Source organism: Nonomuraea sp. NPDC049625 (genome assembly GCF_040675285.1).
Taxonomy (GTDB): Bacteria; Actinomycetota; Actinomycetes; order Streptosporangiales; family Streptosporangiaceae; genus Nonomuraea; species Nonomuraea angiospora_A.
In genome coordinates, this window is sequence record NZ_JBFAOQ010000011.1 from 23,853 (window position 1) to 37,558 (window position 13,706).

The window sequence follows — 13,706 nt, forward strand, 5'->3', positions numbered from 1 at the left end:
TCGTGACGGTGTGTGATGATCCACGGTCAAGGGTAGTCCAGAATCATGCTGCGCATCGGCACGTGGAGATCTGCCGGGTCGCTCGACATGGTGATCTGCGGCTGGCACGACGGCGGCCCCGGACCCCTCGAAACGGGTATCAAGCTCATCTACGGAGCAGGCGGTCCGATGCCCGGCTTTCCCGGGCTGCGCGTGGGCACCCTCGTGGCGACGTGCGCGGAGGAGATCGCCGAGGCCCTGCTCCAGGGGATCGACGTGGTGGCCACCGCGCCGGACTGCTGCCCCGCGGCGCCCGTCGTGGCGGCGGGCATGTGGCACTACGGCTGGACCGGGAGCGATCCGGGCGCGCTGGCCGGGGCGACCGCCGCGGGCCTCGTCATGGCCGCGCAGCCGGGGCCGTGCGCGGTGGAGATCCGCCGCGACGGCCGCAGCTCGCTCGCCGGTGACGTGCGGGCGGAGACCGTACGCGCCTGCCTGGCCGGGGCCGTCCCCCTGGAGTCGGTACGCCTCAGCCAGGAGGCCCCCAGCAGGCTCCTCATCACACCCTGTTAGCCGCTTCCACCAAAGCCCGGCCCCGGCTTGGTGAACCCGGACGAATCGCGGCGGCCCCGCCATCGAATACCGTCGCCTGGGAAACGTCCGAGACGAGGAGCGGCAGGTTGGTCGAGGTCAGGGAGCTCCATGAGATGGCGGAGTTCGAGCAGGTGGATGCGTTGTTCGACGACATCTGGCACTTCGGGACCGGCGCCCCGCCCATCACGATCGAGCTGATGCGGGCCCTGGCGCACGCGGGCGGCTACGTGGCGGGCGCCTTCGAGGGCGGCCGCCTGGTGGGCGGCTCGGTCGGGTTCCTGGCCAGCGGGAACGCCCTGCACTCCCATGTCACGGGGGCGGCGGCCGGGCGCGGCATCGGGTTCGCGCTCAAGCTGCACCAGCGCCGGTGGGCCCTGGAGCGCGGGCTGGAGCGGATCACCTGGACGTACGATCCGCTCATGCGCCGCAACGCCCACTTCAACCTGGCCAAGCTGGGCGCCCGGCCCCGCGAGTACCTGCCCTGCTTCTACGGGGTCATGGACGACGCGATCAACCAGGGCGACGAGTCCGACCGGCTCCTGGCCGTCTGGACGTTGTCCGACCCGCGCGTGGAGGCTGTGGCGCGGCCGGATGCTTCGGCACGACCGTCGGACGGCCCGCCGCCGGACGCCGTGGTGGCGCTCGCCGACGTGGGCGGGCGGCCGGTGGCCGGTCCGGGGGACGCCGGCACGGTGCTGGTGGCCGTGCCCGCGGACATCGCGGGATTGCGCGGCGCCGACCCGGGAACGGCCAAGGCGTGGCGGCACGCCGTACGCGACGTGCTGGGCGGCCTGATGGCCGAGGGCCGCGCGGTCACGGGGTTCTCCGGGAAGTCCTACTACGTAGTGGAGAAGAAGTGAAGATCACTGGAGTTGAGCTGCGGCGGATCGCCATGCCGCTGGTCGCGCCGTTCCGCACGTCGTTCGGCACGGAGACGGCCCGCGACGTCCTGCTGGTCAGGGTGGTGACGCCGGACGCCGAGGGGTGGGGCGAGTGCGTGGCCATGGACGAGCCGCTCTACTCCTCCGAGTACACCGACGGCGCGGCCGAGGTGATCCGGCGCTTCCTGCTGCCCGCGCTGCCGAAGACGCTGGACGTGCACGACGTCGGCCGCGCGCTGGAGCCCATCAAGGGCCACCGGATGGCGAAGGCCGCGCTGGAGACGGCGGTGCTGGACGCGCAGCTCAGGACGGCGGGCGAGTCGTTCGCCCGCTTCCTCGGCGCCTCCCGCACGCGGGTGCCGTGCGGGGTGTCGGTCGGCATCATGGACTCGATCCCGCAGCTGCTCGACGCCGTGGGCGGTTACCTCGACGAGGGGTACGTCCGCATCAAGCTCAAGATCGAGCCCGGCTGGGACCTGGAGCCGGTCCGGGCCGTGCGCGAGCGGTTCGGCGACGACGTGCTCCTCCAGGTCGACGCGAACGCCGCCTACTCGCTGAGCGACGCCCGCCGCCTGGCCCGGCTCGACGCGTTCGACCTGCTGCTGATCGAGCAGCCGCTGGCCAACGACGACCTCGTGCAGCACGCCAGGCTGGCCAAGCAGCTCAAGACGCCGATCTGCCTGGACGAGTCGATCGAGTCGGCCGAGCACGCGGCCGCCGCCATCGCGCTCGGCTCGTGCTCGATCGTCAACATCAAGCCCGGCCGGATCGGCGGCTACCTGGAGGCCCGGCGCATCCACGACCTGTGCCGGGCGAACGGCATCGCGGTGTGGTGCGGCGGCATGCTGGAGACCGGCCTCGGCCGGGCGGCGAACGTGGCCCTGGCCGCCCTGCCGGGCTTCACGCTGCCCGGCGACACCTCGGGCTCGCGGCGCTACTACTCCACCGACATCACCCAGCCGTTCGAGCTGTCCGACGGCCATCTGGAGGTGCCCGCGGGGCCGGGCCTGGGCGTGGACCCGATCCCGGAGGTGCTCGACGCGGTGACCACGAGCACGGAGTGGATCACGCTCTGACCCTGGGCAGCACGGCCTGGCAGGTGGTCAATACGAGTCCCCCACGTGGGGGATGTTCACGGACGCTGCGGCGGCGAGCATCGGAACGCGCCACGCGAACACCACCTGCCTGACCGGAGGCCCCGCATGACCACCACCCTCGGCGGAACACCACGGACCGGACGGCTTCCGGCCGTCCTGGCCAAGCTGCACGGCCGGACGGCGGTGGGCGTGCCCCGCTGGGCCGTGTGGGCCGCCTACGCCACCACCTTGACCCCGCTGCCCTCCGGCATCTGGCGGATCGCGGCCTTCATCTTCGGGGCGCCGCTGCTGGAGTTCGGCGGGGCTCCCCCGCCCGGCCACGGGCCGGTGCTGATCGACGGCGAGTGGTGGTACATCGTCGCGCTCAGCGTGGTCAGCGAGGCGACGGCGTTCCTCACGGTCGGGCTGGTCGCCCGGTGGGGTGAGGTGTGGCCGCGCTGGATCCCCGGGCTGGGCGGCCGCCGGGTGCCGGTCCTGGCGGCCGTCGTCCCCGCCGGCCTGGGTGCGACGGTGCTGCTGGTCTTCCCGTACGCGCTGGTCATGTTCGCCTTCGGCCGGATGATCAACGGGAGCCCCGAGGGTTTGATCGTGCACGGCTGGCAGGCGGTCACCTTCTGGGTCACGTACGCGCCGCTGGCCGCCTGGGGCCCGCTGCTCGCCATCCTGACCGTGCACTACTTCCGGCGACGATCATCCTAGGTGCCTGGCTGGTCGCTCGCGGGCTCCTGGGCGGCTCCGGTCGAGCCCGTGCAGCGCGATCTCGTAGCCGCCCCGCGCGACGCGGCCCGGGCCGGTCGAGCAGGAGGCGCGCCGCCTGGCGACGGCGTCCTCAGGCGTTGTCGGGCGTGGCCCACTCGACGAACTGGATGATCACGCCGTTGGGGTCGGTGACCTGGAACAGGCGTTCGCCCCAGGGCTCTTCGCGCAGCGGCATCGTGATCTCGACTCCGGCGTCACGCAGCCGCTTCTCCTGGTCCCGCAGGCCGGTGTCGAGCGTGAACGCCAGGATCAGGCCCGCCGCGTGCTGATCACGCTGCTCAGGCGGCAGGACCTGGGTGCCGCGGGCGAGCAGGACGATGTCCACCGCATCGGTACGGGTGAGGGAGACGAAGCCGTCGGCGGCGGCCTGAACGGAGTAGCCCAGGTGAGTGGTGAAGAACGCCTGGGAGGCGGCGATGTCGTCGATCGTGAGCGAGACGGTGGACGCGATGATCTGCAAGAAGGTCTCCCTGTCGGGTCGGAGCCGGGACGGAGGCGTGAGGTGCCGACGCGGGTCAGTAGCCGCGGCGGCGGGGGATGTTGCGGGCGACACGGGGCTCGCGTCGCCCGCGGACGGCACGGTCGGAGGGCAGGTGGCGGAGGTCGTCGCCGCGCTTGATGGGCTGCTCCGGCCGGTGGTGGCCCAGTTGCCCGGTCAGCACATCGGTGCGGTCGATCGCGGGGATGGCCTGCTCGGCGGCGGGGTCGAGGTGGCGCATGGGCACTCTCCTTCGTTCCGGTCGGCGTTCCATGGTCGCAAACTTACGACGGGCGTAAATTTAGCCCAGGCGGCTCGGGGGTGTCAACATAAAAATGCTACGGGGGTAATATTTTCCCATGGCTACCCAGACTCCGGCCCAGACCGCCGGCGACCCCACACAGCTCGAGTCGCCCATCGGCCTGCGGGAGGCCAAGAAGCAGGAGACCCGGCAGCTCATCTCCGACCACGCCACCCGGCTGTTCATCGCCCAAGGCTTCGAACAGACCACCATCGCGGAGATCGCCGCCGCCGCCCGCGTCGCCAAGAAGACCGTCACCAACTACTTCGCCCGCAAGGAAGACCTGGCCCTGGACCACCAGGAGGAGTTCACCGCCGCCCTGGCCCAGGCCGTCGCCACCCGGCAGCCCGGGCAATCCGCCCTTACCGCGCTGCGCCGCGCCTTGCAGGACGCCATCGCCGCCCAGGACCCGGTCGCCGGCTTCTCCGGCGCGGCCTTCGCCCGCATGATCGCCGACAGCCCCACCCTGACCATCTGCCTGCGCGGCCTGCACGACCAGCGCGAACACCGCCTCACCCAAGCCCTCGCCGAGGCCACCGGCACCACTCCCGACGACATCACCGTCCGGACCGCCGCCGGGCTCCTGGGCACCGTTCACCGCATCCTGTTCCAACGCATCCAGGACCTGACCCTGGCCGGACACTCCAACGACGAGATCGCCCGCACCATCGGCGCGGAAGCCACCCAGGCGTTCGACCTGCTGGAGCCCGCTCTGGCCGACTTCGCCACCTGAACCCGCCGACGCCGGTGAACGGCTCTCTTACGTCAGGGCCGCCCACCGGTGTGGGTGGTGATCGTCGCCGCGAGGGACGGCACGACCGCGTGGGGCAGCGCGTGGCCGAGACCGGGCACGGTGACGAGAGTGGCGCCGGGGATGGCGCGCGCCAGCCGGGCGGCGTGCGGCGGCGGGGCGACGGGATCCTCCGGCGCGTCGATCACCAGGGTGGGCACCGAGACGTTCGCGAGCTCGGCCCCGCGCTCCATGCCCGACTGGTCGGCCAGGGCATGGGCGGCGGAGTTACGCCAGGTGCCGCCGTGGGCGGCGATCCGGCGTTCGAGCTCGGCGAACTCCTCGGCGTCGAAGGGCAGGACGCCGCCGTTGAGGACCCTCCAGTGCTCGACGCGCCAGCGCAGCTCCGCCTCCGGGTCGCGCTCTTGTCCGAGCTCCTCCCACAGAGCGAGCAGCCGGGGGTCGGGCCCGGGCAGGTCGTCGTCGGAGATGCCGGGGTCGGGGGCCGCTCCGCCGATCAGCGCGGAGCCGAAGATCGTGGCGCTCATCAGCCGGTCCGCATGGTCGAGGAGGAGCAGCTGGACCAGGGTGCCGCCCATCGACATCCCGACCACGTGAGCACGTGCGATCCGCAGCGCGTCGAGGACCGCGATCGGGTCGTCGGCCAGCGCCCGGATCGGGTAGGGACGCTCGTGGAAGGCATGGGTGGAGCGTCCGGTGTCACGGTGGTCGTAGCGGACGACGAAGTGGTCGCGGGACAGCAGCTCGACCAACTCGTCGGGCCAGGTCAGCCCGCTCGCGTTGGCTCCCATCACCAGCAGCAGGGCGGGACGCTCCGGATCGCCGGTCGTCTCCACCCAGAGCCGGTAACCGTCCGCGACCTCGACGAAGACCTCAGCGTGGCGAAGTCCGCCGGTCCTCGGGTCGGTCGGTCGGGCCATGGCTCACTCCTCATGGGTGGGGTTCGAAGCGACCATATCACGAGACGAAACGTCTCGTCTTGTGTTGCTGAGGCACGCCGGGCCTCGGCTCAGTTGCCCCAGGTTCCCGCGGCGGCGGCCGTCTTGACGTAGTCGGCGAAGGAGCGCGGGTCGCGGCCGAGCGCTCGCCGTACGCCGTCGCCGACGTGCTCACCGGCGCCGTCGCGGATCCGGCCCAGGAGCTCGGCCGCCAGGTCGGCCGCCTCCGGGGGCACTCCCTGAGCCGTCAGCGCGGCCGTGAACCGGGAGGTCTCCAGCGCCGTGTAGCGGACGGGCCGCCCGGTGACCTCGGAGATCATCTCGACCGCGGTGCGGAACGACACCGGTTCGGGGCCGGACAGCTCGTAGATCTCGCCCGCGTGGCCGTCCTGGACGAGCGCGGCGGTCGCGACGTCGGCGATGTCCTCGGCATCGACGAACGCCTCCCGGCCCTCCCCGGCCGGCAGCGCCAGCTCCCCGGACAGGATCGGCTCCAGGAACAGGTCCTCGCCGAAGTTCTGCGCGAACCAGGCCGCGCGCAGGATCGTCCACTCCAGGCCCGTCGCGCGCAGGGCCAGCTCGACCGGCTCCTGGTACGGGTCCGCCGCGCCGCCCGCGCCGCGTGCCGACAGCAGCACCACCCGGCGGACGCCGGCCCGGGTCGCGGCCGCGAGGAACTCTTCCACGGTGGCGGCCGGCACGGCTTCGCTCATCGGGACGAGGTAGACCGCCCCCGCGCCGTCCAGGGCCGGCCCCCAGGTGTCACGGTCGGCGAAGTCGAATCTGGTGCCGCCGGAGCGGGAGGCCGCGCGGAAGGGATGGCCGAGGCGGTCGAGCCGGGCGACGACGCGGCGGCCGGTCTTACCCCGGGCGCCAAGTACGAGAACAGGTGAATCGGACATGAGGCCAGTACATCGAGTGCCGAGCGAGACACTCCATGGCCATCTATCTCGCACACATGTGAGATCGTCTCATCATGGACCTCTTGGAGGACTATCTCGCGGGTGTACGGGCGGACGGCGCGATCTTCTGCCAGTCGGTCGCCGAGCCGCCGTGGGCGGTGCGGTTCAACGATCCCGCCCCGCTGGCGCTGGGCGCGATGCTGCGGGGCGAGTCCTGGATCGTGCGCGACGGCGCGGCTCCCGTCCGGGTCGGGGAGCGCGGCGTCGTCCTGGTCCGCGGCCTGCGGCCGTTCACCGTGGCCGACCGCCCGGGGACGGAGCCCCAGGTGGTGGTCGACGACGCGGAGACGTGCTGGACGACGGCCGACGGCCCCGCGCCCAACCTCGTGCTGGGGCCGCGCACGTACGGGTTCAGCGCCGAGGGCTCCGACCTGTTCGTCACCGCCGAGTATCCGCTGCGTGGCGACGTGTCCGAGCGCCTGCTCAAGGCCCTGCCCGAGGTGGCCGCCATCCCGCCGGAGCCCGAGTTCACGCCGCTGCTGGACCTGCTGGCGGTCGAGATCGGCCGGGAGGAGCCGGGCCAGCAGGTCGTGCTCGACCGGCTCCTGGACCTGCTGCTGGTACGGGCCCTGCGGTCGTGGTTCGCACGGCCCGACGTCGAGGCCCCGCCCGGCTACCGGGCCCTCGCCGACCCGCGGATCGGGCGGGCGCTGCGCCTGATGCACGAACGCCCGGCCCACCCGTGGACGGTCGCGGGCCTGGGCGCGGAGGTGGGGATGTCGCGGGCGGTGTTCGCCCGGCGCTTCGCCGAGCTGGTCGGGCAGCCACCCCTGCTCTATCTCACGGAGTGGCGGATGACCATCGCCGCCGACCTCCTTCGCACGCCCGGCGCGACTGTCGCCGCCGTGGCCAGGAGGGTCGGGTACGCCGACGGCTTCGCCTTCAGCAACGCCTTCAAACGGGTCCGCGGCATGCCGCCCAGCGACCTGGCCCGTTCCCCGAGATAACCGCCCACGGCAGGGCGTCGCCGTCGGCCAGGAACGCTGCCAGGCCCACCGCCACCAGCGGCAACGAGGTCCACGGCAGCGCGCCCCTGCTCGCCGACGGCACCGGGGCCCCGCTTCGGACAGGCAGCCCAGCGGGATGACGGCCGCCGCCCATTCCGGACCCACCGCCCTCCACTCCGATGATCCCGGGAAACACCTGGGGCCGGATGAGCGAGCTGAAGACCCTCATCCGCTCGGACGACCGGAGCTCCGCCACGGCCTTCCGAGCAGACCTTCACGTTCCGCAATGGCGGAAGCGGCAGAGGTTGAGGGCTCCACAGTGACAACGTTCACGACTTGGCCCGGTCGAACCCAACGCGGAAAGTGAGGGGGACATTCATCCCACAGTGGGGAAATCCATGGCTACTCCTCTCCAGATCCCCGTGCCGTCGGAGCGGACGTCCGCGACCCTCCGCCGTTACCTCGACCAGAGCGGGCCGATCTTACGCGTCGAACTGCCGGGCCAGGTGCCCGCCTGGCTCGTGACCTCGTACGAACTGGTCAACGAGGTCCTGACGAACGACGACACGCTGTTCAGCAAGAACCCGGCGAACTTCACGGCGCTGAACGACGGCACCATCCCGGCCGACTGGCCGCTGCGCCAGCTCATCGAGGGAGAGCACCTGCTGACCCAGGACGGCGCGGACCACCGGAGGCTGCGGGGACTCATCAACCGGGCCTTCACCCCCGCCCGCGTACAGGGACTGGCCCCGCGCATCCAGCGGATCACCGACGAACTGCTGAACCGGATGGCCGGCCAGAGCGGCGCGGTGGACCTCGTGCGCTTGTTCACCGAGCCACTGCCGGTCATGGTGATCTGCGAGCTGTTCGGGGTGCCGGAGGGCGAGCAGCAGCAGATCCGCGACTGGAGCCACACTCTGCTGCAGCACACCACCTCGCCGGAGGAGATGCTCGCCGCCAACGCCGGGTTGCTCGGGTATCTGGCCGCCTTCATCGAGCGCAAGCGTGACGACTCGGGCGACGATCTCACCACGGGGTTGATACGTGCGCAGGAGGACGACGGCGACCGCCTGTCCGACAGCGAGATGATGTGGATCCTGTGGCTGGTGCTCATCGCCGGTCACGAGACCACGGTTCACCTGCTGGCCAACACGGTCGTCGCGCTGTGCTCGGACCCGGAGCAGTTGGTCTTCGCGCGTGCGAAGAACGCCTGGGAGCAGGTGGTGGAGGAGGCGCTGCGCAGCAGGAACTCGGTGATCAGCGTCATGTTCCGGTATCCGCTGCGGGAGGTGCGGCTCGGCGGGGTGACAGTCGGGGCGGGCCAGCCCATCATGGTCGGCATCTCCAGCACCGGGACGGACAGGGCCAGATTCGGCGGGGAGGCGCCGCGGTTCGACGCGGTACGGGAGCCGGACGCGCACCTCGGATTCGGCCGTGGTCCGCACTTCTGCCTGGGGGCGCCGCTGGCCAGGCTCGAGGCACGTATCGCGCTGGCGTCGTTGTTCGGCCGGTTCCCCGATCTCCGGTTGGCGGTCGAGCCCGGCGAGATCCCGTACACCTCGTCACTCATCACCGAGGGTCCCACGACGCTGCCCGTGCTCCTCCGCTAAGGGCCCGGTCCGCCTCTTCGTGGGAGATGCCCGGCATGGCACCATCGACGTGGAATGGGGGTCCCTGTCCTCGCACCGCGGCCGGGGAACCGGGCGGCTTTGACTCAGATCATCGCGAGGCGGACGACGATGAGTTTCCGGCGCTGCCGAAGTCAGTACCGGCGACCCATCGACGACGTAGGGATGACCACATGACGCTCGATCTGTTCGCAGGCGTACCCGTCACCGACTATGCCGCGGCGCTGCCGTGGTACGAGCAGTTCTTCGGTGGGCCGCCGTCGTTCCTGCCGAACGACATCGAGGCGGTGTGGGAGGTGGCCGAACACCGGTACGTCTACATCGTGCAAGATCCACAACGGGCAGGGAACGCGCTGGTGCTGTCGTTCGTCGACGACCTCGACGGACGGGTCGCCGAGATCGCCCGGCGAGGCATCGAGCCCGCGAAGCGCGAGAGGTACGACGGTGGCGCGACCAAGGTGACCTACCGGGACACGGACGGCAATGAGATCAGCTTCGGCGGCGGCCCGAGCTGACGCCACCCTCTGAGGACATCGATGGCGGTCGCGCGGGTGCGAGCGACCCACGCGGCGCCGGCACTGGTCCCGGTAATGCCCGGGGCTCCCGTGTAGACGAACGCGGTCCCGTTGCGCCCCGCCGCGTCGATCGCGTCCTGCTTGACCGAGACCCCCCTGGATCGTGGACAGCGCCCGGAACAGCGTGGCCCGCACGTCGGCGACCAGCGGCTGCTCGCCCAGCAGCTGGAAGACCGCCTGGAAGATCCACTCCTGCGTCGTCGCATGGACGTCGCCGAACTCCGAGACAGGAGTGGCGTCGACGCTCACCCGGATCCTGGCGATCATGGCGCGGTATTCGAACCTGACGCGCCCCTTGCGCGGTGCGGCTGACCGCGCAAGGGGCACATCGAGGAGGGCGACCGGACTACTGCACCTTGCAGTACCTGTTCTTGTGGCCGCGAAGGACCTTCCAGACGGTGTAGCCGCTGTTGGAGAACTTCTTGTTCCCCTTGGTCCGGCCATTGGTGTCCAGCGGTCTGCACCAGTACTGCCAGTGGTCGACGCGGTAATTGCGGCTCACCACCGCCGCAGTTATCTTCTTGCCCTTCTTGCAGTGGTTGTTGAAGTAGATCTTGGTGGTGGCGTTGCCCTTCTCCCAGCTGAAGTTCACCTTCCTCTTGCCACCCAGGCCCTTGCCGCACCTGATGCTGGCCTCCGCCAGGCGCATCGCGGTGCTGTCGGCCGTGGCGGCGAAGGCGGACCGCGCCGCGGCGGTGGCAGGCGCGGGAGCGGCCTGGGCCGCCGGACCGGCCAGCATGGTCGCTCCGAAAACGGCAGCGACGGTAGTGCCAATGAGCTGGAACGTGCGCATGGATTTCCTCCTTGCTGTCTGAGGGCTGATACGGGGTTTCCGGGCCGGCGTGCGAAAGCCGGCAGTTGCGCGGAGGCCGTTCACCCCTTCATGGGCGACCTGCAGGCGCAGCCGCGCGCCCCAACCACGTGCGGGGAGCTGCACAACCCACGTCATCGTCGCGTCGGGCGACGCGGTTGACGGGGGCGTCGTTGAACACAGCGCCGATCGTGGTGATCCTGCCTCCGCTGATCACGTCGGCGTGGGGCAGAGCCGGTCCATCGGCCTCGCCGGGACCCGCGCGCCACGCGGAGCGCCCACGTGGCTCAGTCGCAGGCCTTGGCTGTGGTGCCGCTGCCCTTGTTGGCGCGGCCCACCCCGGCCGTCACCGTGCCCGTGGCCTTGGCGCAGATGCCGCTGGGGGCGTAGATCATGTTGCCCCAGTGGTGCCCGCCGTTCCCGGGCCGGTAGGTGAAGGATCTGCTCTTGGTGCCGGTGTAGACCGTGATGGTGCCGGAAGCGCCCGCGGCGACCGACACCTCGCCCCAGTTGGTGCCGCACTGGCGGGAGTAGAACAGCCGGATCGTGCCCAGGCGGTCTCCGACCTCGTTCCTGAGCGAGGCCTTCTTCCCGGTGTTGACCCTGGAGCGGGCGCACCCGCTGCTGTACGGATCCTTTCCGTCGTACGGGTGAGCGCTCGCCGACCCTGCGGTCCTCGCGGCAGGGAGGGAGGCGGCTTGGGCCGCACCGTTCATCAGACCGGTGGTCAGGAGACCACTGGCCAGCGCGGCGCTCGTGCCGAAGACGGCCATCGTCTTGGTGATCGATGTCATGGTGCCGTGACTCATAAAGCGACGGCGGGCCTGCTTGTCAGACTGTATCGCCCGGCCCGTTGTTCCGCCGTTTGGGCGTCTGGCCTTTCGAGATCCACCCTTGCAACAGTGCGGCTCGCCGGTCTGTGTCGAAGTGCACACTGGCGCAACTTTTTTGGACAGGCCGAAAACGGGCTGATGGCCGGCGCTGGGGACGTCGGTACGCATCCATGGGGCGACCTTGCCGCAGCCGGAGTTCTCGGCCCTGCCAGTCCATGGCCCCCGGTAGCGCGGGCCGGCGCGCGGACGGAGCAGGCCGACTGAGAGATGATCCGAACATCGGTGGTTGAGACGGCTGTCGTAGAAGCCGGTGCCGAGGCGCGGCCTTCCACACCATGATCACCGGCTCGATCGGCGCCCACTGCTCGTCGGATCAGTCGCTCGGCAACGGTTCGCGCCGGCCCACTCGGCCCTCTCACACACGTGCGCCTACCGCTAGGTGGTAATGACGGTCTGTCGTCGCCGGCGAAGACGGCCGGCCGGATGCCGTCCTCCGGGAGACCAGGAGGTCCAGCGCATCCAGTTCCCCTGCCGTGGACGAATGGCGCAGACGCGATGCCGGCGGGTGCGGCACGAACCCGTCGCCGCGCTGGGGCCGACGACCGTCCCGACGAGGTCGGTCAGCTCGTCGGCGGAAATCTGGACCCGGGGGGCCGCTGAGCTCCGAGGTCGGGGAACGCAGGACAGCCATCAGCGGTTGTTCCGCGCCCCGAGGTTGTAGATCACACTGGCAGGTCCAGGGATCCGCATAATGTGTGCGATGAAGATCGTACGGGATCTCGTCGCCGTGACGGCCTGCTTGGGCCTGCTGGCCGCATGTTCGGCCGGAAGGCCGCGGGTGCCTTCCCCCGCCGACGTGCCGGTGAGGTCCGCACCCGGAACCACCACGGCAAGCGCGGGGGCCGGCCCCACACCAACCGAGACGGTCACGCCCTCGACGCGGTGGAGGAGCATCCCGGGCGCCGGGTTGAAGGCGGCATCGGCACTGGTCGACGTGCTCGCCAAAGGGCCGGAAGACGCCTGGGCGGCCGGCTTCGAAGCGGGTGCCGAGGACGAGGATGGGGTGCCTGTCCTGGTTCACTGGAACGGCTCGGTCTGGACCAGGATCCCGGTTGAGGACAGCGAACTTCGCGTGCGGGCGTTCGACGTGGCAGGACCGGACGACATCTGGCTCGTGGGCAGTTCGCCCTCAGGCGGGGGCGTCTCCCATTGGGACGGTCGCGTCTGGGCCACACCGCGCCCCTTTGGAGTGGCCGATGGCTACCGACCGTACGACGTGGCCACCGGGAAGGGGCGTGCGGTCATCGTCGGTTCGGGCCCTGACGGAGCCTTCGCCATCCAATGGGACGGTAAGAGGTTCCGGCGGATGCGGTCGGGGACGGACGGTGTGTTCGAGGCGGTCGCGCTGAAGGACGGCCATGTCTGGGCGGTCGGCCGGCGGGCTCGGGAGGATTGCCAGGGCACCAGGCCGACGGTCGCCCACATGTCTCCGGACGGAAGGTGGAGCTACAACGAGGACATGTCCGTTCCTGAGGTCCTCGGAGGTCGTCTGGAGAGCGTGCTGGCGATCACGCCGACAGACGTCTGGGCCGTCGGCGCGATCGGGGGCTACGACCCGGAGATGTATCCCCCAGCGAACTGCCGCCCGACCTCAGATGGCGAGGAGGGGGCGGAGACCCCGGGATCCCTCCCCACGCCGCTCGTCATGCACTGGAACGGGTCGGCCTGGCAGCGGGTGGAACTGCCACCAGTGAAGGGTGCTCTGCACGGCCTGACGGCCTTCGGCAAGAACAACCTGTGGGCGAGCGGTACCGACCCCCGTCAGCCAGGTGTCGCGCTCCTCCTCCACTACGACGGCACGTCGTGGACGCGCGAAGGCATCAGCGCCGGTGGCAGCGGTCATGCCGCCATCGCGGCCATCCCCGGCACCTCAAACATGTGGGCCGTGGGCTCCGTCGGCGAGGACACCGACCACGAGCATGCTTTCGTCGCAAGGCGGCATTGATCGATGCCTTCCAACGGTAGGTGACCTCAGCTTCCTCGTGTCTCACCGACTGGTGCCGCATTCCTCGAAGGGTGTACATGCGGTGGAGGGCGGGCCCTTCGGCATTTGGGGCTGATGCCGTCACGGCATGGTGTGGTCTGAAACCTGCCGGTATCCGCTCCCCCATC

General features: G+C 70.6%; 15 protein-coding genes. 9 read left to right on the top strand and 6 right to left on the bottom strand.

The genetic code is table 11. The features are described from left to right. The first annotated feature begins 45 nt into the window (after nt 1–45). The 4 genes from AB0J87_RS38980 to AB0J87_RS38995 all read left to right on the top strand — a co-directional run bounded on the left by AB0J87_RS38980 (nt 46) and on the right by AB0J87_RS38995 (nt 3,250). Nucleotides 46–552 carry an acyclic terpene utilization AtuA family protein gene (locus AB0J87_RS38980; RefSeq protein ID WP_350727945.1) on the top strand — a complete coding sequence of 169 codons (507 nt, stop codon included), beginning with the start codon at nt 46–48 and terminating at the stop codon, nt 550–552. 107 nt (nt 553–659) lie between these two features. Next, nucleotides 660–1,433: a GNAT family N-acetyltransferase gene (locus AB0J87_RS38985; protein WP_363974136.1), complete on the top strand. Its 774-nt coding sequence runs from the start codon at nt 660–662 to the stop codon at nt 1,431–1,433. After that, a complete protein-coding gene (gene menC / locus AB0J87_RS38990) occupies nt 1,430–2,530 on the top strand; it encodes an o-succinylbenzoate synthase (RefSeq protein ID WP_350727943.1) in 1,101 nt (366 codons plus the stop codon). The genes AB0J87_RS38985 and menC overlap by 4 nt, the downstream gene beginning before the upstream one ends. A gap of 126 nt (nt 2,531–2,656) precedes the next feature. Beyond that, nucleotides 2,657–3,250, top strand: coding sequence for a hypothetical protein (locus AB0J87_RS38995; protein ID WP_363974141.1), 594 nt, complete (start codon nt 2,657–2,659; stop codon nt 3,248–3,250). A 130-nt stretch (nt 3,251–3,380) separates the two neighbouring features. Here the strand turns inward: AB0J87_RS38995 and AB0J87_RS39000 are convergent, their stop codons facing one another. Both AB0J87_RS39000 and AB0J87_RS39005 read right to left on the bottom strand, forming a co-directional pair. Further along, nucleotides 3,381–3,770: a VOC family protein gene (locus AB0J87_RS39000; protein WP_363974144.1), complete on the bottom strand. Its 390-nt coding sequence runs from the start codon at nt 3,768–3,770 to the stop codon at nt 3,381–3,383. 55 nt (nt 3,771–3,825) lie between these two features. Continuing rightward, nucleotides 3,826–4,029 carry a hypothetical protein gene (locus tag AB0J87_RS39005; protein WP_363974147.1) on the bottom strand — a complete coding sequence of 68 codons (204 nt, stop codon included), beginning with the start codon at nt 4,027–4,029 and terminating at the stop codon, nt 3,826–3,828. A 118-nt stretch (nt 4,030–4,147) separates the two neighbouring features. Between AB0J87_RS39005 and AB0J87_RS39010 the strand changes: the two genes are divergently transcribed. Next, complete coding sequence (locus AB0J87_RS39010) at nt 4,148–4,822, top strand: TetR family transcriptional regulator (RefSeq protein WP_363974150.1); 675 nt, start codon at nt 4,148–4,150, stop codon at nt 4,820–4,822. Nucleotides 4,823–4,854: 32 nt separating this feature from the next. Here the strand turns inward: AB0J87_RS39010 and AB0J87_RS39015 are convergent, their stop codons facing one another. Together AB0J87_RS39015 and AB0J87_RS39020 are read right to left on the bottom strand one after the other, a co-directional pair. After that, nucleotides 4,855–5,760, bottom strand: a complete 906-nt coding sequence (locus AB0J87_RS39015; RefSeq protein ID WP_363974153.1) for an alpha/beta fold hydrolase — start codon at nt 5,758–5,760, stop codon at nt 4,855–4,857. A gap of 89 nt (nt 5,761–5,849) precedes the next feature. Beyond that, entirely contained in the window at nt 5,850–6,680 is an 831-nt protein-coding gene (locus tag AB0J87_RS39020; RefSeq protein ID WP_363974156.1) for an NAD(P)H-binding protein, read from the bottom strand. A 74-nt stretch (nt 6,681–6,754) separates the two neighbouring features. Between AB0J87_RS39020 and AB0J87_RS39025 the strand changes: the two genes are divergently transcribed. From AB0J87_RS39025 to AB0J87_RS39035, 3 genes are all read left to right on the top strand, one after another. After that, nucleotides 6,755–7,687 (top strand): AraC family transcriptional regulator, encoded by a 933-nt coding sequence (locus AB0J87_RS39025; protein WP_363974159.1) that lies wholly within the window; start codon nt 6,755–6,757, stop codon nt 7,685–7,687. 398 nt (nt 7,688–8,085) lie between these two features. Beyond that, complete coding sequence (locus AB0J87_RS39030; protein WP_363974162.1) at nt 8,086–9,297, top strand: cytochrome P450; 1,212 nt, start codon at nt 8,086–8,088, stop codon at nt 9,295–9,297. Nucleotides 9,298–9,488: 191 nt separating this feature from the next. Next, nucleotides 9,489–9,830, top strand: a complete 342-nt coding sequence (locus AB0J87_RS39035; protein ID WP_355196072.1) for a VOC family protein — start codon at nt 9,489–9,491, stop codon at nt 9,828–9,830. A gap of 406 nt (nt 9,831–10,236) precedes the next feature. Here the strand turns inward: AB0J87_RS39035 and AB0J87_RS39040 are convergent, their stop codons facing one another. Further along, nucleotides 10,237–10,683, bottom strand: a complete 447-nt coding sequence (locus AB0J87_RS39040; RefSeq protein ID WP_363974166.1) for a hypothetical protein — start codon at nt 10,681–10,683, stop codon at nt 10,237–10,239. Between the two features lie 305 nt (nt 10,684–10,988). After that, nucleotides 10,989–11,495 (bottom strand): DUF2690 domain-containing protein, encoded by a 507-nt coding sequence (locus AB0J87_RS39045; RefSeq protein WP_363974169.1) that lies wholly within the window; start codon nt 11,493–11,495, stop codon nt 10,989–10,991. Between the two features lie 838 nt (nt 11,496–12,333). On the opposite strand from AB0J87_RS39045, the gene AB0J87_RS39050 reads away from it, so the two are divergent. After that, nucleotides 12,334–13,539, top strand: coding sequence for a hypothetical protein (locus AB0J87_RS39050; RefSeq protein WP_363974171.1), 1,206 nt, complete (start codon nt 12,334–12,336; stop codon nt 13,537–13,539). The last annotated feature ends 167 nt before the right edge of the window (nt 13,540–13,706 follow it).